Genomic DNA, 20,516 nt, shown 5'->3' with positions numbered 1-20,516 from the left:
ATCCGGCTTATGCAGTTCTAATCAAACTGTTCTTTTAGCATTTTCTCGCATCCATTCACGCACTTCACTGTAATCGAATCTTGGTCTTCCATTTTGCGAAATGATATAGACGGGCATGCCTTTGTTTCTCAAGCGAAGAACATGTCGACGACTGATTTTTAATTTTACACATAGTTCTTGTAGCGACAGCAGTTCTTCCATCATATTTGTGCCTCCTTTCACTTTTATCAAAACATGGCCCTGTATTCTCGCACAATTATTTCATGTCCCCAAAAGTCCCGGCGTGTCTCCTTGTGTCTTACCAACAAATCGAGATCGTTTCATAATCTTGACGCCTGTGACGCTAACAAACTGGCAATTTGGGTTTAACGGCGTTCTCCCCAGTTAAACGCGTTTAACTCCGTTATACGAAGTCCCTTGATTCGTTGAGTTTTCGCATTGTTTGCTTTTCTCGAAATGAGAGAGGAGGAATGAGATGCGAGGCTGCGTCTCCAAACGAAAAAACGGAACGTACGCGTACACGGTCGAGATGGGCAAACATCCGGAAACGGGAAAACGTCGGCAAAAGATGAAAGCGGGGTTCGCCACCAAGAAAGAAGCCGAGCAAGCATTAGCCAAAACGCTAACAGAACTTGGGCGGGGAAGTTACATTGAGGAAACGACGGAGAGCGTGCAAGATCATTTCCTGAACTACTTGGAGTTAAAGCGCCCTAACGTCAGGCCGGGAACAATGAAGACCTACAAGTGGCTGGTGAACTACCACATCATCCCAAAACTTGGGCAGATCCCGATAGCCAAGCTCAAACCGGCGCATCTTGTCGCGATGTACGAAAGACTGCGGGTTGAAGATGGATTGTCGCCGCAGTCTGTGAACCACGTTCATAAGGTTTTGCATGATGCGCTAGCTATAGCTGTAAGACATGAGTCTCTTCATAGAAATGTGGCTACACTGGTCAAGCCGCCGAAAATCCCAAAAACCAAAACGAAAGTCTGGACGAATGAGGAGCTTTCACAGTTCCTCAGCTACGCAAAGCCCTACCGCTACTACATGATCATCCTGCTGGCAGCCGCTTGTGGACTACGCCGAGGCGAAGCTCTTGCACTCCGCTGGATCGACGTTGATCTGGAGGCAAAAACCCTTACTGTCAGGCAATCCTACACGCGCGGCGAGCATGGTCACGCCTTCCATGAGCCAAAGACGAAAGCCGGGATTCGAACGATTGCGATGCCGGAAATTGTAGTTGCAGCGATGAAACGACAAAAAGCCCTGCAAGCGCAGGACAAGCTGGCCGCAGGACCGAACTACACAGATTGTGGGCTGGTTAGTCAAACCAAACGCGGTTTGCCGATCAACCCGTATTATTTTGAGGCACGATGGCTAGACATGCTGAAGAAATCCGGTATGCCTAAGATCCGGTTTCACGATCTCAGGCATACGCATGCTTCGCTGCTGCTCAAGCAGAATGTGCATCCGAAGATTGTATCGGAACGGCTTGGACATTCTTCCGTAGGCATTACGCTTGATCGTTATTCGCATACGTACGGGATTGATTACAAGGCTGCTAAAGAAATGGATTCTCTCTTACATTAAATGAAGCAAGATAGCTTCCCATTAGTTTAATCATTGGGAAGCTACCTTACAACCTCTTAAATCCAATATAGATTAATTTTACGAACTTATTTATAGTTTTTTCGAATTCTAATCGCTTCATCAACCCAAGCGGAGATATTCGTACTAATATTATCGTATACATAAGTACTAGTTTTAAAAGGAGGATCGTAAGTTTTTACAACACTAGACATCTTTACTTTTTCATTCCCTATTGTGAAACTATCGAACGGGTTTTTTCCTTTTGGGGATTGCACTCCTTTTATATCTTTTAAATTGTGTATATGAATTCCCAGTACACCTTTATTATTATTCCAAGACTCTCTTATCTCATAGTCAATCCACTTTCTCCCTGCAGTCTTACTACCAATAAGTACTATCGTACAAGACCTGCCTTTCAATTGATCGTCAATCCAACTTTTTATTGCTTTTTCTCCACCTCTTTTAACTTTTTCCCAATCGTTATCTGAGATAGTCGCATTTCCAGAAATAGAACCTACATTTCGAACTTGAGAAGCACGCCAATTATCCGGTTCATAATGAAAACTGTAAAACGCTTTGATGGCCATATAAAGTTCTCCTTAGGATTTTAGGGATTTTTGAATCGCAGTTTTAATAAACTTAAAGATGTTATCAACCATTTTTTCGTTAGATATCTCCTTATCAGCAAGACTGCTGAATAACTCTTCAAACTCTGTATCCACTGTGAACGGATAGTAAGAGGAAAGATCAAGCTTCATTTTTTCCCACAGTTTTTCTGCAACATATCCCGTAGCACCAACTGGCACCAAAATATTATCGAGTGATTTTGCAATTTCGAATTCGTTTTCAATTCCTTTTGCTTCAACAACTATTGAGTCAACTAATTTGTTACCAAAAACAAAAATGCTGATACCAGCTCTAGATATCATATCTTCACGATATTTTTTCCATAACTCATCTCTATTCATACTTCCTGTTTCACTTTGGGGAAAAGGTCTTAAAGTTAATTGCCCTTCATTATTTCTTTTTTGTTCTACATATATTTCTTCCAAAGATCCATTTATTACAAAACTCCCTACACCCAAACCGAATCCCGACACTATATCAAAGTTTTTTTGAATCGCAGATTTGCTTAATAGATGTATGAACTGTTGAGCCTTCTTTTCTTCCCATGCACCATATTCATGCGCACTTCCCGAAATGAATACAGTATTACGTTTTAAATTTTTTTCTAGAGCAGATAATATAACCGTTATTTCATTGTAGTCCTCTAAAAGTAACGTATTGATATTAAATCGTTTTAAATCTTTGATAAAGAGTTCTTGTTTTCTTACTCTATATTGATACTCCATTTCTGGCTCATTTTCGTTCTGCATAACTTTTTTCATCATGCAGTAATGTCTTCTTTGGTGATTATTGTAAGTGCTTCTTACTCTACTAAGAATGTAATCAAGATTGGGATCAGTAAAACTAAATCCCAGAAACAAAAATGTTTTAGATACTAAGTCTCCGCTAAGTGCAGTTATAAAAGGAGCCATTTTTGAGAAATAAACTTCATAATCATCTTTAATAATTACGGCACTGTCTGCATGACTAGCATCTCCATGCATCTTGTATACTACTGCATCTCTTTTAGGTGTTGTAGTAGCTAACTGATTCACAGTAAATTTGACATCAGATACTTTCCCTTCATCTTCAAGAGATTTTTCAATCAATTTATCATAATTAGTTGTCCAATATGTTGAAATCGGGAGTCTAGCTAAAATCTTATGATTTTCTGTCGCTCTCTTATTGCGTGTGAACTCTGCAACAATACGTTGATTAATTGCATTCCTGTTACCTAAATTCTCATTAGCATGGTATTGAGCTAAACCTACCAAATCATATTCTTTGTCTATATCTAAAGATAACTCATCTGCAAGGGGTCTTAACAACTCATTCCAATCCACAAAGCCTGCTGGCATAGACAATCCAGCCCCTGCAAATACAACAGCATTATTTTCCTGAAGTTCCTTCGTATAAAATTTAATAAATTCCTCTATTTCTTTCTTCAAATAACCCACCCCTTATATTGGTTGCTAAGAACAAAAGTTGCATGTGTTCTACTATGATCATCAAAACTATTCTATAATTTTTGCAATTCAGGTTTTAGCTGATATAGCACATCTAAAGGATGAATATTGTTTGAAGGGAGAGATTTATACGCCTCATATTTTCGTTCCCACATTTGTATTTCATCTTCAGATAAACTAAGAAGGTGCTCAAGCGGCACATCATAATTAACTTTTAAAGTTCCTTCTTGAGCATATGTTGCCCTTACATCTGTCCTCACATATGTGCGGTGTGACGGTGCACTTTTTTTCGTAATTTTTCTGATGTAGCTAACTCATGGTAAATCCAAGGGGAATATGTTTTATTGATCGCTTGTTGTGTATTGATAGAATTTGGAGTGTTGAGAAAAAATAGAGTTTCAGTCTTATCCATCATTTTGGTGAGTGCTGTAGATAGCATCATATGAACATGACTTGTGGAGTAATTGCGTAAATTATAATCATACATCCCATCTTCTTTTCTAAAGCAGTATTCATTATCAATTTGCTTTAATAAATCATTACAATATCCCCATATGCACGAATCGATAAAAGCAACTAAACCAAATCGTACTTTTAACCATCCAGCTATTTCTAATGCTGAGTTTTCATCGTCATGAGAATGTGAGATAAAGACATCTGCTTTAATTGTAGGGAACCAATCATCCTGTAAGCGACTTCCGTCTATGCTGCCATCCCCTAATAAGAAATCCTCTAAAGCACCGGTTACTTTTCCTTTCACATCTTCATAAACTTCAAGACCTTTACTTTTAAGATAAGCGGATTGATTTTCTTGACGAGAAAGCTTAAATCCCACAAAGATAACAATTACCTCCCAAATTTAAGTTTAAAAAATTCTAAGAATAAAATATATTAAGCACTAAACAGATCGTATGTTCGCAAATAAATTATAGCATGCTTTTTATTTCCATCAATCATTATTAACGAATTTTCAGCTAGAAAAAAGTAAAATCTCCGTTGCTTGTACTTAATATGACACATTCAAACCACTTCTTACAGGGCAAAAGTATGGCGACTTTATACCTAGCATTTTTGGCTTGTTAGCTTTTCGTTGATTAAATTGAGAAGATCGCTACAGTCTCTTTGATTCCACGTTGCACCTCTTCGGCTCAGCGCCTTGTTCTTCCCGTTATTTCTACACGTCCCGCATATTCCTGGGGCGTGTATTTCTTGCTGCCTACAGAAAACATTTTCTCCAGCCCAGCGTTGACTTCTTGTTGACTTCAGGTACATTGGAATACTGCAAGGCAGCCATCCCGATCTTCTGCACCGTGTACTTCTGCAATCCCCCGCAATACAAAAAAGCCCGCGTCCGCCGCGGGCTTCCTTTTCAAACCAAACCTTAAACCTCTTCCCCCGTCGCTACCGGATTATCGTCATACGAGATCCAGTCGCTCCAGCTCCCCGCATACAGCCGCACGCTCTTGAATCCGGCCTGTTCCAGCGCCAGGATGTTCGGAGTCGCGCTCACGCCGGAACCGCAGTACACGACGATCTCGGCTTCTTTGTCGATCGCCTCGAAGCGCTTCTCCAGCTCCTCCGTACTCTTGTACGATCCGTCTTCGTTGAACAGGTCTTTCCAGAAGAAATTGATGGCTCCGGGAATATGGCCGCCGACCTGATCCATCATCTCGTTCTGGCCGAGGTAGCGGTCGTGCGCCCGGGAATCGATCAGGACGGGGGTGAAAAAGACTTTGGGATTCACGGCTGGAGGGATTTCGATATCCTGCACCGGCAATTCGCCGCGCTGGGCGGCCATTTCTTCGTGTACGCTCTCCACGATCTGTTCGGCTTTGAGCGTGCCGACGATGCGCTGCACTTCGTTCACGTCGGTCAGCAGATGATGCTGCACGTCCGGCGTAAACGATGAAGGCACGCGTACCGCCTGCTTGTCGTCCACCGGGAAGCCGGCCTGTTTCCAGTTCGAGAATCCGCCATCCAGCACAGCGACGTTCTCGTGTCCGAGCCAGCGCAGCATCCACCACAGCCGGGCCGCGTTCATGCCGCCTTCATCGTCGTACGCGACAACGCGCGTATCGTTACCGATCCCGAGCTTGGCGAGTTTCGCCGCGAACACTGCCGGATCCGGCAGCGGATGACGGCCTCCGTGATCGCCGGCCGGCGCGGACAGATCCTGCTTCAGATCCAGATGGATCGCTCCCGGGATATGCTCCTGGGCGTAAGCTTCGCGGCCCACTTCAGGCTGTCCCAGCGTAAAGCGGCAGTCCACGATCGTCTGCTCGGGTTCATACAACCTGGCGAGCAGCCATTTGTTCGATACGATACTTTGCATGTTGATTCGATCTCCTCTCCACAGCGCAAGTTTTTCTCAGAATAGCACCTTCGCCACGGGAAATCCAACGAATCGCTTCCGGGAAATTTTGTCTGTTTTTAATTTAGTCATAAAACTCAAACGCGAAGCTGTATGGTTACTAAAGGTTATGGTATAGTAACAAGTAATACATTCAGGAGGGAGGCAGCAGACTTGGGAAGGCGCTGAACGATCACTTTACGTTAAACACCGTTTCTTGGACCTGTCTCTTTCAACCGGAAATCCCGTTGGAGAGGCGGAACTGTCTCAATCGTTAAAATTTCACTGGAGGTGAACCCCTCGTACGAGGGAACTTATTGGACCTAATGACAATCGTCAATTTATTGATTCTGGCCGTACTGCTCGCGCTTACCGCCTTCTTCGTCGCTTCGGAGTTCGCGGTCGTCAAGGTACGGATCTCCCGGCTTGACCAGCTGATTACGGAAGGCAGCAAGAAAGCCGTAATCGCCAAGAAGGTCGCCGGCGACCTGGACTATTATCTGTCCGCCTGCCAGCTCGGTATCACCGTCACGGCGCTGGGACTCGGCGCGATCGGCAAACCGGCCGTCGAGCTGCTGCTGTATCCGGTATTCGACTGGCTCAATGTCTCGGCATCCGCCTCGTCGGTCGCTTCGTACGCCATTGCCTTTTTCCTGGTGACGTTCCTGCACGTGGTCGTCGGCGAGATGGCTCCGAAGACGCTGGCGATCCAGTACGCGGAAAAGATGACGCTGCTGCTGGCTTCCCCGCTCTACTGGTTCGGACGCGTCATGTATCCGTTCATCTGGGCGCTTAACGGCGCGGCGCGCGTTCTGCTTCGTCTGTTCGGGGTCAAGCCCGCGGGACACGACGAAGTGTATTCCGAAGACGAGTTGAAGATCATCATGGCGCAGAGTTACGAAGGCGGCGAAATCAATGAAACGAAGCTGTCTTACATGGAAAACGTCTTTTCGTTCGACGAGCGCGTAGCGCGCGACATCATGGTGCCGCGGACGCAGCTGGTCACGATCGACAAGGATATGGAATATGCGGAATTGATCAAGGTGCTCGACGAGAACTACTACACCCGCTATCCGGTCACCGAAGAAGGCAGCAAAGACCGGATCATCGGGGTCGTCAACGCGAAAAAGATGCTCCCTCACATCATCGTCGGACGCGCGCGCAGATTGGAAGAGTTTATCCGCCGTATTCCGATCGTATCGGAAGCGACGCCGATCCAGGAAGCGATGCTCAAAATGCAGCTGGAACGCATGCATATGGCGCTTGTGGTCGACGAGTACGGCGGTACCGCCGGCGTCGTAACCATGGAAGATGTGCTGGAGGAATTGGTCGGCGATATCCGCGACGAATTCGATGCGGACGAGATCGCCGAAATCCGGCAGACGGGCGAACGCGAGTACGCGGTCAGCGGACTTGTGCTGCTCGACGAGCTGGAGAAGCGTTTCGGCATCACCTTTGAAGAGCGCAGCGATACCGATACGATCGGGGGCTGGATTCAGCACCGGATGGGAACCGCGGCTCTTGAAGGCGAAACGCTGCTGGAGAACGATCATGTCTGGACCATTACGGAAAAAGACGATCTGCAGATCAAGCGGGTGCAGCTCAGCTACAACGAGCAGTAATCCCGGTCCCGATCGGTCGTCGAAGTCCCCTGATTCAATCTAACCGAATATCCAAATCCCAATTATGCTGGAGGTGAATCCCTCTTTTTTGAGGGAATTTATTGGACGGATCAATTGCGTTAAACCTTTTTCTGATCGCCGTGTTTATCGGTCTTACCGCTTTTTTTGTCGGCGCGGAATTTGCCATACTCAAAGTCCGGATGTCGAGACTTGACCAACTGATCGCGGATGGCAACAAAAAAGCGGTCATGGCCAAAAAAGTCGCGCAGGACCTGGACTATTACTTGTCCGCCTGTCAGCTCGGCATCACGATTACCGCACTGGTGCTCGGCGCGCTCGGGGAACCGACGGTCGAGAAGATGCTGCACCCGGTCTTCACTCATTTCGATGTGCCGGAAACAATCGCAACCGTGCTTTCTTACGGGATCGCTTTGGCACTTGTCACTTTCCTGCATGTGGTTATCGGCGAATTGGCTCCCAAGACGCTGGCCATCCAGTTTGCCGAGAAGATGACCTTGATGCTCGCTCCTTCGCTGTACCGTTTTGGCCGAATGACGGCTCCTTTCATTCGTCTGCTCAACGGTTCCGCCACCCTGCTGCTCCGGTTGTTCGGCGTCAAGCCAGCCGGACACGAATCGGTTCACTCGGAAGAAGAACTGAGATGGCTGGTCGAACAGAGTTACGAGAGCGGCGAGATCAACAAGACGGAACAGGGCTATCTGCGCAACATCTTTGCTTTTGACGATCGTACGCTTCGCGAGATCATGATTCCCGAGCACAAGATCGTTAAGATCGCCAAAGAAGTGCCGCAGAGCGAACTGGTCGAGAAACTGAGCGAACACGAGTATACGCGTTATCCGGTGACGAACGGCAATCCGGATACGTTTATCGGTTTCGTGCACAGCAAGGAAGTGCTGACCGCCATTGCGGCGGGCAGAGACGGACGGATCGAAGGATTTATCCATGCGCTTCCCCAGTTTACCGAGACGGCCACCCTGCGCGAAGTCATGCTTGCCATGCAGCAGAGCCGCGTGCATATGGCTTCCGTAACGGACGCTTCCGGGCGGACGATCGGTCTGGTCACCATGGAAGACATTCTGGAAGAGATCGTCGGCGATATTCGCGACGAAGCGGACGGCGTCAGACTGCCGCTTGCTCCTCTCTGATCGCGGTACGGGCGGATTCGTCCGCTTGACGCTCCGTTCGAAACGGCTCCGGCTGCCCCTTTGCGGCAGAACGGAGCTTTTTTTGTTTTTCTTTTCGTCTACCGGATGAAATCGTTTCTTTTTATTCGATTTTTGTGCCGCTCCCCCTTCAATGTGGGTAATAGAGTTATTGAGGTCGTTTTGTGCCGGACGGCTTCTGCCGCGAACCCCACCGGCAGCAGCGACAAGCACGGCGCACCCGGCAGGTTTGACTTTGACCCTTCCCAAGCTCTATGATTTTTACAGAATCTTAAATGGTATTTTCCGGTTCACGCATTCCACCCCCCGAGGAGGTCGACCCTATGATCGAACAGGATACGCTTGCAAAAGAATGGAATTCCGAAGAAGTGACGCAGATGCTGGAAGAGCATCACGCCTTCTACGATACCGACCGAACACGCAGCTACAAATTCCGTATTCGGCGTCTGGAGAAACTCAAAGCCGCGATCCAGCGTTACGAACCCGCACTGCTTGAAGCGCTGCAGGCGGATCTGGGCAAGCCGGCTTTTGAAGCCTACACGACCGAGATCGGCTTCGTCCTGAACACCATTACGGAAATCAGCAAAGAGCTGTACCGCTGGTCCAAGCCGCAGCGCGTAGCGACGCCGATTACGCTGGCCGGCGCAAGCAGCTTCGTGATCAACGAACCTTACGGAACCGTGCTGATTATCGGTCCGTTCAACTATCCGTTCCAGCTGGTCATGGAACCGCTGGTCGGCGCGATCGCGGCCGGCAACTGCGCGGTCGTGAAGATGTCCGACAGCACGCCGAATGTCTCGCGCGTCGTGAAGCAGCTGCTTGCGGACGTGTTCGAAGACCATTATGTCCGGGTCGTCGAAGGCGGCAAAGATACGGTCAACGCGCTCATCAACTCGCCGTTCGACTATATCTTCTTCACGGGCAGCACGGAAGTCGGCCGGATCGTCGCCCAAGCGGCGGCCAAACAGCTGATTCCGGTGACCCTGGAACTGGGCGGCAAAAGCCCGGCGATCGTCGACAAACAAGCGGATCTGCGTATGGCGGCCAAGCGGATTATCTGGGGCAAGCTCGTCAATGCCGGCCAGACCTGCATCGCGCCGGATTATGTACTCGTCCATGAGAGCAAGAAGATCCAGCTTCTGATTGCGCTCAAGAACGCGATTCGCGAGTTCCTCGGCGAAGACATGCAGAGCAGCCCGGACTTCGGCCGGATCGTTAACCATCGCCACTTCGACCGTCTGACCGAAATCCTCGCCAAAGATAAGGATAAGATCGTCTTCGGCGGAAACGGCGACCGCGATACGAAGTTTATCGAGCCGACCCTGCTCGATATCGATTCGTGGGATACGGCAAGCATGCAGGAAGAGCTGTTCGGACCGATTCTGCCAGTGCTGACCTATACGGACCTTAACGACGCGATTCGGCAGGTCAACAGCCAACCGCGGCCGCTGTCGCTCTATCTGTTCACTACCGACGAAGAAGTCCAGAACCGCGTACTGGAGAAAGTTCCGTTCGGCGGCGGATGCATCAATGATACGCTGCTGCATGTCTCCAATCCGTATCTGCCGTTCGGCGGCACGGGAGCTTCGGGGATCGGTGCCTATCACGGCCTGCACAGCCTGAAGACGTTCTCGCACCAGAAGAGTATCCTAAAAAGACCTTCCGCCGAAAGCGGATCGACGATGTTCTTCCCGCCTCACGGCGATGAACAGCTCAATCTGGTAAAAAAACTGCTCAAATAAGATGAGGATGCCGATCCGCGGCCACGCGGTTCGGGTATCTGCCAAAGCCGTTTCCCGCGGAAGTTTTCCGCAGGGAAACGGCTTTTGGGCATATTTGTACGCACCTTTTGCTGCCTCACGCGGATTGGATCGGATTCCGATAGCCGCGCTGCAACCTTTTGTCTCCCTACAGCGTCTGGGGCAGTAAGAACGACAAACGAAGCGGAATATGGACAGCCGATTCTGCGCCCCGTCCGCCAACCCGAGGAGGAATCATTCATGAATAAGAAAAGCGTAAGCTCCGTATTGGCAGTATCCGTATTGTCCTTGTCACTCGGCGGCCAGCTGTTCGCGGCGGGTGCCGGATTCGGCGACCTGAACGGCGTCACCGGCAAGTCGAAGATCGAATCGCTCAAGAACCAACAGCTCGTCAAAGGAGTGAGTCCTTCGTCATTCAATCCGCAGGGCATCCTGAATCAGGCGCAGGGCGTACAGTTCATCGCCGGCGGCCTGCAGCTCAGTCTGGCGGCCGTCTCGTTCGAAGCCGGCAAAGTGCCGATGGCCAGTGACTTGTTCCCGTCTATTTCAGACGACGCCTGGTATGCGGAAGCATTTATCAATGCGCATTTCAACGGAATCGAGATTCCCGAATCTGTCGATCCTTCCGCTCCGATGACCAAAGAAACCTACACCCATTATCTGATGCAGGCGATCGAGAAGACGCATAATCTGCCGATGATCAATATCAAGCCCCAACCGCTCGGCGACGAAGACGAGCTGACGATCGAGTACCAGGGTTCGATCCAGCGTGCGCTTGCTCGCGGCCTGGTGAAGCTCGATGCCCAAGGCGATTTCCATACGAAGTCCGAAATCACCCGCGCCGAAGCCGCCGTCATGCTGTACGACTCCCTCGAATTCCTGAAGAAACTGCCGGAAGCTCCGGCTCCTTCGCCCGATATGCCCGCCGACCCGGAACCCCCGGCCAAATAAGGTGGCGGCCTGGTTCTGACGGCTGCTCCCTTCATCTTTCCTCCCGACAAAAACGGCTCCCTTAGGGGAGCCGTCAACGTGTCGAGAAAGGTCTGCTTCCGAGTGAAGCGAGGAGGCGAAGGGAGAAATTCAGTGAAGGAGCTAAAGCATTTCGAAGAAATGCACTTCGGAAGCTTATGCTATAGTTCGCCTTTGAAATCGGGAAAATTCCATTGAAATTTGATTTTTTTTCCCGATTTCAACACGCGACCGGAACGAATTTCTCCCGCAGCCGACAAGCTTCTCTTACGAATAGGACTTTCTCGACAGCCTGACGGCTCCCTTAAGGGGAGCCGTTTTTCATTATAATTCGCCGATTTCGCTTAAGGATTCTTTTAGCTGTTCGTCGAGCCGCTGCCGGAAAGCATTCCAGCCGGCTTCGTCCGCGCCCAGAGCTTCCGGACCGTAATCTTCGGCAATCTGAATCCGTACATGCCGGTCGTTGATTTCGCCAAGCCGTTTCTGTACGCTCTTGAAGTGTTCGGCTTCTTCGGCCTGCTTGTCGCTGAGAGCGAACGCGGCCGCCTCGGCCGTATACCGGCAGCGCTTGGCCGCGATCCGTACCTGATGCAGCGCCTGCAGCGCTTCTTCGCTGTACAGCCCTTCGCGGTCGGCGGTTACCTGATACGTATGCCGTCGTTTGCGGTAATCGTCTTTGAGATCGCGCAGTCCGGCGCGGACATCCGCACGTTCGGCCAGCTCCGGCAGGCTGTCATTGAGGAACGCTTTCCAGCGCCGGTCCAGCTTGCCGTTCACGATCTTGGGCAGCCGGGTACTCAGCTTCTTGCGCCGGCTGCGCCGTTCTTCTTTCTCCAGCTTGGCCATCCGTTTGAACAGCTTCGCTTCTTCTTCGCGTCCGGCTTCTGCCGATTCTTTGCGCAGCTGCTTGAATTCGCCGATCAGTACATCCGCGTCCCGTACCCGTCCGAAGCGCTTCTGCGCCTGTTTGATCGGGCGATACAGCCCTGTCTCGTCGTCCGGATCGATGATCGGCAGCAGCGTCAGCAGCTTGCGTGCACTGACACGAGCCTGATGCACATTTTCGACCTCGTAGTCTTTCAGTGCCGCCCGGCTCCTTTTTCGAAACTCGGTGTAGAGTTCATCGAGCGCTTCCCGCCACTGCGGAATCAGACCCGGTATTTCTTCCTGCATGGTTAACGCATAGGCTTCCTGCTTATTGCTCATCGGACTCGACTCCTTCTGTAGTGGACTCCCTCTGCCTGCTTTACCGCTGTCTATCTGTATCATTACCCGAAAAAAAGCCTCCCGTTTGCCGGAAGGCTTTCTTTTTGCGAATTTTACAAAAGCGGACGGCGAAAAAGGTTCAGCTGCACAAGTTTATTTCTCGCGAATGACGATTTTGCCGATCGCATGATGGCTTTCGCTTTTGGCGTGCGCATTGCGCAGCCCTTCTTCGCTCAGCCAATGCGTTGAATCGATCACCGGCTTCAACTTGCCCTGTTTGATCAGATCGGCCAGTTTCTCAAGCTGTTCGCCTTTGGGCTCCATCATAAAGTGGGCCGTATGGATGCCGAGATCTTTTGCCAGATTTTCGTCCGGTTTTTCGAGGATCGAGACCAGATGGCCGCCCGCTTTCAGCACTTTAAAGCTTTTGTGCTGAATATCGCCGCCCATCGTATCGAGTACCATATCGTAATCCGAGAGCACCTCGGAGAAGTCTTCTTTTTTATAATCGATAAAATGATCCACGCCAAGCGATTTCAGCAGTTCTTCGTTCTTGCCGCTGGCCGTCGAAGCTACTTCGGCTCCCAGGTGTTTGGCGATCTGGATCGCCATGGTGCCGACACCGCCGGCTCCCGCATGGATCAGCACTTTGTCGCCTGCTTTGACTTTGCCATGGTCGACCAAGGCCTGCCAGGCCGTCATTCCCGCCAGAGGAATCGCCGCCGCTTCTTCGTAACTCAGATTATCCGGTTTTTTCACCACGACGTCCGCGTCTACCGCCACATACTGGGCATAGGTTCCGAACACTCTCGGCCGGGCAAATACCGGATCGCGCAGTTTGAAGCGGCTGACGTTGGCTCCGACTTCTTTGACGATACCGGCCACATCTCCGCCCAGAATCAACGGAAACTCGCCGGCAGCGGCGCCCATCGCCCCTTCCCGGATCTTGGTATCCACGGGGTTCACCGATGTTGCATACAGCTTGATCAGGATCTGGTTCGCATCGATCTTCGGTTCGGGTACGTTCTGTTCATGCAGCTTATCCGGTCCGCCAAACTCGTTAATCACGATTGCTTTCAAATCTCATCCTCACCTTTCTGTAGCAGGGTTGACCTTGCTTCCTCTGGTATTACCCTTCGTGTTCATGGCAGACCCTTTCCAATCCAAAAAACCCTCCTTCCGATAGGGAAGAAGGGTTCGAACGGGCTTGTTTCAACGATGTCAAGCCGCAAAAGGCGTTCGACGGAACCAGGTACAAAGCCGAGTCGCCGGGTCCGAAACCAAGCGCTTTTTACTGGGCTAGACGGTTCTCCGGCGTTCCAGAACGCGAACATCGTAAGGGGCAAGTTCAAGTTCCGTACCGACCTGCTCCCCGCTGCTCAAGTCGAGATACACCCGATTGTCGAGCGGGAACGTGACCGATTCCGGCGTATAATTCTGCACGAATACAAAGTCGGTCTCGCCGTCCGTACGCAGATGCGCCGATGTGCCTTCCGGCAGTTCGACCTCCAGGGTGCGGCTCACGCCGGCACGCGCCGTCAGCGCCGAGTAGAAGTCGCCTTGGAACGATTCGCCGGTACGCGCCGCCATATAATACGCTTCTCCCCCACCGAATCGGTTGACGGTCAGCGCCGGTCGTCCCGCGTAGAAATCGGCCGTGTACTCCGCCAGGCTCTGCGCACTCTCCAGGTGGATGAGATCGCACATTTCGGAAATCTCGTATTCGCCGGACAGGCCCAGTTCGCCGCCGCCATTCAGACGCAGCGCGTTGCGGTCGCGATCATGCAGGCCTTCGAGTTCTTCCGACCAGATGCCGAGCACTTGGCGCAGAGGACCCGGGAATCCGCCGAGGAAGCACAGATCGGTCTCGTTTACGATGCCCGACCAGTAGGTGACAACAAGCGTTCCGCCGTTTTCGACGAACTTCTCCAGACGCTCGCCCACGCCTTCGCGTACCATGTACAGCATAGGAGCCACAATCAATTTGTACTTGGCAAAATCGGCATCCATGCTGATCACATCCGTCGGTACGCCGAGCTTCCACAGCGCTTCGTGATGGCTCTGCACGGTCTGCTCGTACTTCACGCCCATATTGCGCGGACCCTGCGAGTCGTTGACGGCCCAGCGGTTCTCCCAGTCGAAGATAATCGCCGTCTCGGCCGGTACCGATGTTCCGACAACCCGGTCCATGCCTTCAAGGGCGGAGCCGACGTCCGTCACATCCCCGAATACCCGGGTATGTTCGTTCCCTACGTGATCGACGACCGCGCCGTGCAGCTTCTCGCTCGAACCGCGGCTCTTGCGCCATTGGAAATACTGGACGCTGTCCGAACCGTGTGCAACCGCCTGCAGCGAGGAGAGCAGATGCACGCCCGGACGCTTCAGCTTGCTGACATCCTGCCAGTTGGTCAGGCTCGGGGTGCTCTCCATCAGCAGGAAAGGACGCCCGCCCTTGATCGACCGGACGATATCGTGCATCATGGCAATCTTCGCGGCCTGCTTCGATTCCGTATCGGCATCATGCCAGGTCGGGTAGCTGTCCCAGGACAGGAAATCGAGAGCGTCCGCGAATTTCCAGTAGTCCAATCCTTCGTAAAACTCCATAAAGTTGGTCGTGACCGGAAGATCCGGATTGATCTCCCGCAGCGGCACCGTTTCGTGCTTGACGAAATCGACCGTGCGCTGCGTGACGAACCGGCGCCAATCGAGGTTCATCGCGTGCACCTGCTTCTCACCGTGCGGAGCCGGAGATTCGACCTGCGACCAATCCGTTACGGTGTGGCTCCAGAACGTGGTCCACCAGGCATGATTCAGCTCGTCGAGCGTACCGTACTTCTCTTGGACGAATGCGCGGAACTCGGCTTGGCACAGCTCGCAGTGGCAGTCGCCGCCGAACTCGTTGGAAATATGCCAACCGATGACGGCCGGATGCTGCGAGTAACGCTCGGCCAGTTTGCGGTTGATGATCGACGTCTTCTCGCGGTAGACCGGCGAAGTCGGACAATGATTATGCCGGAATCCGAACAGATTGCGGACGCGGTTCTCTTCGGTGCGCAGCACTTCCGGATACTTCTGCGCCATCCAGGCCGGCCGCGCCGCGCTTGGCGTCGCGAGCAGCGCGTAGATGCCGTTTGCCGCGAAGCGGTCCAGCACCTGATCGAGCCAGTCGAACGTGAACACGCCTTCTTCCGGCTCCAGCATCGCCCATGAGAAAATGCCGACGGACATCACATTGCATTTGGCCAACTTCATCAGGCGGATATCTTCTTCCAGCACTTCTGGGTAACGGAGCCACTGCTCCGGATTGTAATCGGCTCCGTGCAGCATATGGGGAACTTTGTCGCTCACAGGCGGGTACACATAAGTCACTTGGGTCACTCTCCTTCTGATATATGAAAAAAGGGGGGGATGGGGGATGCGGCGTTTGGGAGGCGCTGCGGACAAAGGGGGTTTCGATCTAGGGTGAGAATCGAATTTCAAAGGCGAACGCTCCGCTTCTGCACCTCCCTTTGTCCTCCACTTGCCGACCGCCGGCGAGGTGGGCAGGGAAGGACGAGATCATTCTTCACTAAGCTTCGTGCTGCCGGAACGATTTCCTCTATTCTGTCGTTCGCTTGGATCTGGCGAACAACAGCCGTTCCTCTCCCCTCCTCGGAGGCGAAGGGAACGGCTGAACGAGTCATGCGGCATTCGCGCTTTCTTTGGTGAAATTCGGCAGCGTGCGTACCGAGCGAAGAGGTGAAGGAGTCGAAGATCGCCTTTGAACCCTGATTTTCACCGCTAAATGTGTACTGAAATCGGAAAATCAGGGTGAGACAGCGATCGCAGACCCTTCACCCCGCAGCGCCTAAGTACGCACACCCACCGCCGTCTTTGACCACAGCAGCCGAACCCCGGGATGACGGTCGGATCAGCCTTTCACCGAGCCGACCGTCATGCCTTTGACGAAGTATTTTTGCAGGAACGGATAGACGATCAGGATCGGCGCGCTGCCGATAAAGATCTGGGCTGCTTTGACGGTTGTCTGCGAGATCAATTCCATTTCTTTCGGATTCATGCTCATGGAGCTCATATCCTGCTGAATGATAACCGTCTGCAGGAATGTGGCGAGCGGGAAGTCTTTGGCATTGTTGAGATACAGCAGTCCGTCGAACCAGGAGTTCCAATGGAACACCATGCTGAACAGCGCCACGGTTGCGATCGAAGGCAGGGAGATCGGCAGGAAGATGCTGAACAATGTGCGGAAATGGCCGGCTCCGTCGATCAGCGACGCTTCTTCCAGTTCTTTCGGAATGCCGCGGAAGAAATTCAGCATTAAGATGACCAGGAAGGTATTGACCGCACCCGGCAGGACCAGCACCCAGAACGAATTGATCAGACCCAACTTTTGAATCACGATATAAAAAGGAACCAGGCCGCCGTTGAAGATCATACTGAACACGAACAGCCAGGAGTAGACGTTGCGTCCTTTGAATACGCTGTTTTCTTTGGACAGGGCGTATGCGGCGAGGAACGTAATCATCAGCGTCACCGCCGTACCGATAACCGTCCGCAGGACGGATACCCAGAGCGAATGCAGGAACAGCGGATTGGCGGCTGTTTTTTTGTAGGCTTCCAACGAGAAACCGACCGGCCAGAGGCCGACGAGATTGGCATCCGCGGCCGCTTTGGCACTGAACGAGACGGCCAGAACGTGAATCAGCGGAATGATGCACAACACGGCGAGAAAGATCAGAAAGCAGGTATTGAAGACGCTGAAGATGCGGTAGCCTTTCGTTTTATGATACATGGAAATCCCTCTTTCCCCGGATACGGACCGCGCGGCTGCGCGGCGTCCGAATTAGAAAATGCGATACCCGGCCCATTTGTAGGCGAGACGATACGAGATCAGGATCAGAATCATGCTGATGATCGATTTGAACAATCCGACTGCCGTTCCGAAGCCCATTTCCCCGTTGAGGATGGCGGTCCGGTAGACGAACGTGTCGATGATGTCGCCTTTTTCGTACACGAGCGGGTTGTACAGGTTGAAGATCTGGTCGAAACCGGCGTTGAGTACATTGCCGAGTGCGAGCGTACCGACCACCATCAGAATCGGAATCAGCGACGGAATCGTAATATGCAGCGTCTGCTTCAAGCGCGTGGCACCGTCGATCTCGGCCGCTTCATACTGCGAAGGATCGATACCGGCAAGCGCCGCCAGGAAGATAATCGTGCTGTACCCGAACTCTTTCCAGATATCCGACAGGATCACCGTGAATCGGAACAAATCGTTGTCGCCCAGGAAGAAGTAAGGCCCGAATCCGAAGAATCCGAGAGCCCGGTTGACCAGGCCGCCGGTGGCGAGCAGGTCGATCAGGATGCCGCCGAGGATGACCCATGACAGAAAGTGCGGCAGATAGACAAGAGTCTGAATCCCGCGCTGCAGCGCCGTTTTGCGGACTTCATTCAGCAAAATCGCAAAGACGAACGGAACAATCAGATTAAAGACCAGTTTCAGTATGGCAATAATGAGCGTATTCCAGATGACCTGGACGCTGTCTTCCCGTTCGAACAGATAGCGGAAATTGTCCAATCCGACCCATTCGGAGCCGCCGATGCCAAGCCAGGGTTTGTAATCCTGGAACGCCATCACGATACCGCCCATCGGAATAAAACTGAATACGATCAGAAAGATCATCGCCGGCAGAAGCATCAAGTGGAGCGGCCAGGTTTTTTTTAACGTTTTCAAACGGGATTCCTCCTTCGACTAAAAAAGGGCACGGGAAAGCAAAGGCCGCAGGGAAAGCTCCCTGCCGCCTTCAATCTCCGCATTTGCCGCAGAGCGTTTCGATCTTGACCGCAGCTTCCCGCCTGCCGTCCCGCTATCCGCCAGATTAGGCGAAGCGGAGCGGCAGCTGCGGGCTGCGAATTACTGTTTGACCTCATCGTACCAGGCATTCACTTCCTGGGTGATCTGATCGCCGCCTCCGGCTTTCCATGTGCTGACGAACTCGTCGAACGCATCGGCCGGTTTTTTGCCGTAGATGATTTCGTTGAACGTCTGGTTTTCCATCTTGTTGAGGTAATCCATTTTGCTCTTCATCGTTTCGGTCGTCGGACCGGTAAACATGTTCTTGTAAGAGATATCGTCCTGCTTCAGCAGAACCTGCGCCGCTGCCGGCGTTTCGGGACCGTAGTTGACCGCAACGTCTTTTTCCAGCTTGGTCTTCGGTTCATTGCCTTCGGCCAGACTCTGCAGGGCTTTCATCTGAGCATCCGGAATACGGGCGCCGTCGCGAACGAGCAGGTAGCGTACGACGTTCACGTAACCGCCGTCGATCTCTTCGATCGGAAGCTGTTTGCCGTTGGCATCAAGCTGGTAATCGTATCCCGCGAACAGGCCGTTGTCGTAAGGGCTGCCCGGCTCCGGATTCGCATAGTTGTCGAACAGGTAGTTCTGGTAAGTGAAGAAAGCTTCCGGATGTTCCATGTCTTTCTTGATCAGGGTCACGCCGTTCGTGAACTGCGTCCCATGTCTCATCGTTTTGCCTTCCGGTCCGACCGGAATTTCGATTGGGGTCCAGACCGCGTTCGGTGCATTTTGCACGGTGTCTTTGAGCGGCCAGCCGCTCATCCAGTAAGGTCCCGGGATCATGCCCGCCGTGCCTGCAACTGCCGGCTCCGCGGTTTTGTTCTCGTCCCACAGCGCCGCTTCCTGCGGAATATAGCCTTTGGCCAACCAGCCGCTCAGCTTCTGCAGACCTTCCTTCATGGCGGGGTCGGTCGAGCCGTATGCCAGTTTGCCGTCTTCGCCCAGGTTCCACTGCTGCGGCAGCGTACCGTAAGCGCCGAAGATCCAGGACGGATCGCCCATCCAGGTATTCATCGAAGTCTTGAAACCGATGCTCAGCGGAACGACCTGATCCGGCGACAATCCGTCCGGATTCTGGTTCTTGAACGCGTCCATGACTTTTTCCATCTCGTCGATCGTCTTCGGAGCTTGCAGGTTCAGCTTATCCAGCCAGTCCTGACGGATCCAGAGCAGATAATCGTGGTTGTAGGCGTAATCGAGTACCGGGATCCCCATTTTCTTGCCATCCCGCATATAGGCGTTCCAGACGTTGGGATCCTGATTCATCGCTTCTTTCCAGGTGTCGGATGCATATTTGTCGAACAGCGGACCGACTTCTTCGTACATGCCGGAGTCGATCAGATCCTGCGCGATCTGGTTGTCGGCGGTACCGATCGTCAGCAGATCGGGCATATCCTGTCCCGAAGACATGGCCAGACGGAGTTTGGTGCCAAAAGCGCCGTTGGTATCGGTGACCGACCAGAGCGACTTGATCTCGATGCCGAATTGTTCTTTGGCCCATTTGGTCGCTACGCTATTTTCGATGGTTTCGCCATTTTTGAAAGTCAGGGCCGGATCGACGCCCCATGCAGTCGAAAGGGTAACCGGCGGATCATATTTCTCTTTGTATACGTTCTCAACGCTTGGCGCCGAACCTGCCGCGCTTTCTTCCGTTTTGCCTCCGCCGGAGCAGCCTGCGAGCGTCGTTGCCAGCATTGCGCCGGCCGCGAGCAGCGGCAGCCATCTTTTGCCGGATATCGCTTTCATGTTGTTTCCCCCTCGTGTCATCTGCCTTGCTTCTTTATTATAGGGGGAGCTGCGGACACGGCCTATGTCGCGTTTGAAACATTCCTGCACCTTTGGAAAGCAATACGGCTGCAAAAAGCAAAAAGCGGAAGCGCGGACGGAGGGGGATCCGTCTGCGCTTCC

Annotated in this window: 16 protein-coding genes; 5 read left to right on the top strand and 11 right to left on the bottom strand. The window is 52.0% G+C overall.

Annotated features, from left to right (window positions below):
- Positions 1 to 21: 21 nt before the first annotated feature.
- Positions 22 to 204: a helix-turn-helix transcriptional regulator gene (locus HRQ60_RS14765; protein WP_172196666.1), complete on the bottom strand. Its 183-nt coding sequence runs from the start codon at positions 202 to 204 to the stop codon at positions 22 to 24.
- 271 nt (positions 205 to 475) lie between these two features.
- Here HRQ60_RS14765 and HRQ60_RS14760 point away from each other — a divergent pair, with 271 nt between their 5' ends.
- On the top strand, positions 476 to 1,591 hold the full coding sequence (locus HRQ60_RS14760) for a tyrosine-type recombinase/integrase (protein ID WP_172196664.1): 1,116 nt from the start codon (positions 476 to 478) through the stop codon (positions 1,589 to 1,591).
- Between the two features lie 86 nt (positions 1,592 to 1,677).
- On the opposite strand, the gene HRQ60_RS14755 is transcribed toward HRQ60_RS14760, so the two are convergent.
- The 4 genes from HRQ60_RS14755 to HRQ60_RS14740 all read right to left on the bottom strand — a co-directional run bounded on the left by HRQ60_RS14755 (position 1,678) and on the right by HRQ60_RS14740 (position 5,995).
- A complete protein-coding gene (locus HRQ60_RS14755) occupies positions 1,678 to 2,178 on the bottom strand; it encodes a TIR domain-containing protein (RefSeq protein ID WP_172196662.1) in 501 nt (166 codons plus the stop codon).
- Positions 2,179 to 2,190: 12 nt separating this feature from the next.
- Positions 2,191 to 3,645, bottom strand: coding sequence for an SIR2 family protein (locus HRQ60_RS14750; RefSeq protein WP_172196660.1), 1,455 nt, complete (start codon positions 3,643 to 3,645; stop codon positions 2,191 to 2,193).
- Positions 3,646 to 3,919: 274 nt separating this feature from the next.
- Entirely contained in the window at positions 3,920 to 4,498 is a 579-nt protein-coding gene (locus tag HRQ60_RS14745; RefSeq protein WP_172196658.1) for a hypothetical protein, read from the bottom strand.
- A gap of 546 nt (positions 4,499 to 5,044) precedes the next feature.
- Positions 5,045 to 5,995: a sulfurtransferase gene (locus tag HRQ60_RS14740; protein ID WP_172196656.1), complete on the bottom strand. Its 951-nt coding sequence runs from the start codon at positions 5,993 to 5,995 to the stop codon at positions 5,045 to 5,047.
- Between the two features lie 335 nt (positions 5,996 to 6,330).
- Between HRQ60_RS14740 and HRQ60_RS14735 the strand changes: the two genes are divergently transcribed.
- The 4 genes from HRQ60_RS14735 (at position 6,331) to HRQ60_RS14720 (ending at position 11,530) form a co-directional block, all read left to right on the top strand.
- Positions 6,331 to 7,635 (top strand): hemolysin family protein, encoded by a 1,305-nt coding sequence (locus tag HRQ60_RS14735; protein WP_172196654.1) that lies wholly within the window; start codon positions 6,331 to 6,333, stop codon positions 7,633 to 7,635.
- Positions 7,636 to 7,736: 101 nt separating this feature from the next.
- Complete coding sequence (locus HRQ60_RS14730) at positions 7,737 to 8,801, top strand: hemolysin family protein (RefSeq protein WP_172196652.1); 1,065 nt, start codon at positions 7,737 to 7,739, stop codon at positions 8,799 to 8,801.
- Between the two features lie 341 nt (positions 8,802 to 9,142).
- Positions 9,143 to 10,561 (top strand): aldehyde dehydrogenase, encoded by a 1,419-nt coding sequence (locus tag HRQ60_RS14725; RefSeq protein ID WP_172196650.1) that lies wholly within the window; start codon positions 9,143 to 9,145, stop codon positions 10,559 to 10,561.
- Between the two features lie 258 nt (positions 10,562 to 10,819).
- A complete protein-coding gene (locus tag HRQ60_RS14720; protein ID WP_172196648.1) occupies positions 10,820 to 11,530 on the top strand; it encodes an S-layer homology domain-containing protein in 711 nt (236 codons plus the stop codon).
- Positions 11,531 to 11,872: 342 nt separating this feature from the next.
- Here HRQ60_RS14720 and HRQ60_RS14715 read toward each other — a convergent pair whose 3' ends face one another.
- The 6 genes from HRQ60_RS14715 to HRQ60_RS14690 form a co-directional block, all read right to left on the bottom strand.
- A complete protein-coding gene (locus tag HRQ60_RS14715; protein WP_172196646.1) occupies positions 11,873 to 12,754 on the bottom strand; it encodes a CHAD domain-containing protein in 882 nt (293 codons plus the stop codon).
- Between the two features lie 153 nt (positions 12,755 to 12,907).
- Positions 12,908 to 13,834 (bottom strand): NADP-dependent oxidoreductase, encoded by a 927-nt coding sequence (locus tag HRQ60_RS14710; RefSeq protein ID WP_172196644.1) that lies wholly within the window; start codon positions 13,832 to 13,834, stop codon positions 12,908 to 12,910.
- Between the two features lie 219 nt (positions 13,835 to 14,053).
- A complete protein-coding gene (locus tag HRQ60_RS14705; protein WP_172196720.1) occupies positions 14,054 to 16,081 on the bottom strand; it encodes a beta-galactosidase in 2,028 nt (675 codons plus the stop codon).
- Positions 16,082 to 16,664: 583 nt separating this feature from the next.
- A complete protein-coding gene (locus tag HRQ60_RS14700; protein WP_172196642.1) occupies positions 16,665 to 17,543 on the bottom strand; it encodes a carbohydrate ABC transporter permease in 879 nt (292 codons plus the stop codon).
- Positions 17,544 to 17,594: 51 nt separating this feature from the next.
- Entirely contained in the window at positions 17,595 to 18,485 is an 891-nt protein-coding gene (locus tag HRQ60_RS14695) for an ABC transporter permease (RefSeq protein ID WP_172196640.1), read from the bottom strand.
- 180 nt (positions 18,486 to 18,665) lie between these two features.
- A complete protein-coding gene (locus tag HRQ60_RS14690) occupies positions 18,666 to 20,354 on the bottom strand; it encodes a type 2 periplasmic-binding domain-containing protein (RefSeq protein WP_172196638.1) in 1,689 nt (562 codons plus the stop codon).
- Positions 20,355 to 20,516 lie beyond the last annotated feature (162 nt).

It is taken from the genome of Saccharibacillus qingshengii (assembly GCF_013185195.1).
In the GTDB taxonomy this organism is placed as follows: Bacteria; Bacillota; Bacilli; order Paenibacillales; family Paenibacillaceae; genus Saccharibacillus; species Saccharibacillus qingshengii.
The sequence above is the reverse complement of the archived record's forward strand: the minus strand, read 5'-3'. Positions and strand labels throughout refer to the sequence as shown.

Excerpts from the sequence above, each read along its gene's own strand:
- HRQ60_RS14705 (WP_172196720.1), bottom strand. The coding sequence starts at position 16,081 with ATGCTGCACGGAGCCGATTACAATCCGGAGCAGTGGCTCCGTTACCCA.
- HRQ60_RS14725 (WP_172196650.1), top strand. The coding sequence starts at position 9,143 with ATGATCGAACAGGATACGCTTGCAAAAGAATGGAATTCCGAAGAAGTG.
- HRQ60_RS14700 (WP_172196642.1), bottom strand. The coding sequence starts at position 17,543 with ATGTATCATAAAACGAAAGGCTACCGCATCTTCAGCGTCTTCAATACC.
- HRQ60_RS14690 (WP_172196638.1), bottom strand. The coding sequence starts at position 20,354 with ATGAAAGCGATATCCGGCAAAAGATGGCTGCCGCTGCTCGCGGCCGGC.
- HRQ60_RS14755 (WP_172196662.1), bottom strand. The coding sequence starts at position 2,178 with ATGGCCATCAAAGCGTTTTACAGTTTTCATTATGAACCGGATAATTGG.
- HRQ60_RS14740 (WP_172196656.1), bottom strand. The coding sequence starts at position 5,995 with ATGCAAAGTATCGTATCGAACAAATGGCTGCTCGCCAGGTTGTATGAA.
- HRQ60_RS14765 (WP_172196666.1), bottom strand. The coding sequence starts at position 204 with ATGATGGAAGAACTGCTGTCGCTACAAGAACTATGTGTAAAATTAAAA.
- HRQ60_RS14715 (WP_172196646.1), bottom strand. The coding sequence starts at position 12,754 with ATGAGCAATAAGCAGGAAGCCTATGCGTTAACCATGCAGGAAGAAATA.
- HRQ60_RS14720 (WP_172196648.1), top strand. The coding sequence starts at position 10,820 with ATGAATAAGAAAAGCGTAAGCTCCGTATTGGCAGTATCCGTATTGTCC.
- HRQ60_RS14760 (WP_172196664.1), top strand. The coding sequence starts at position 476 with ATGCGAGGCTGCGTCTCCAAACGAAAAAACGGAACGTACGCGTACACG.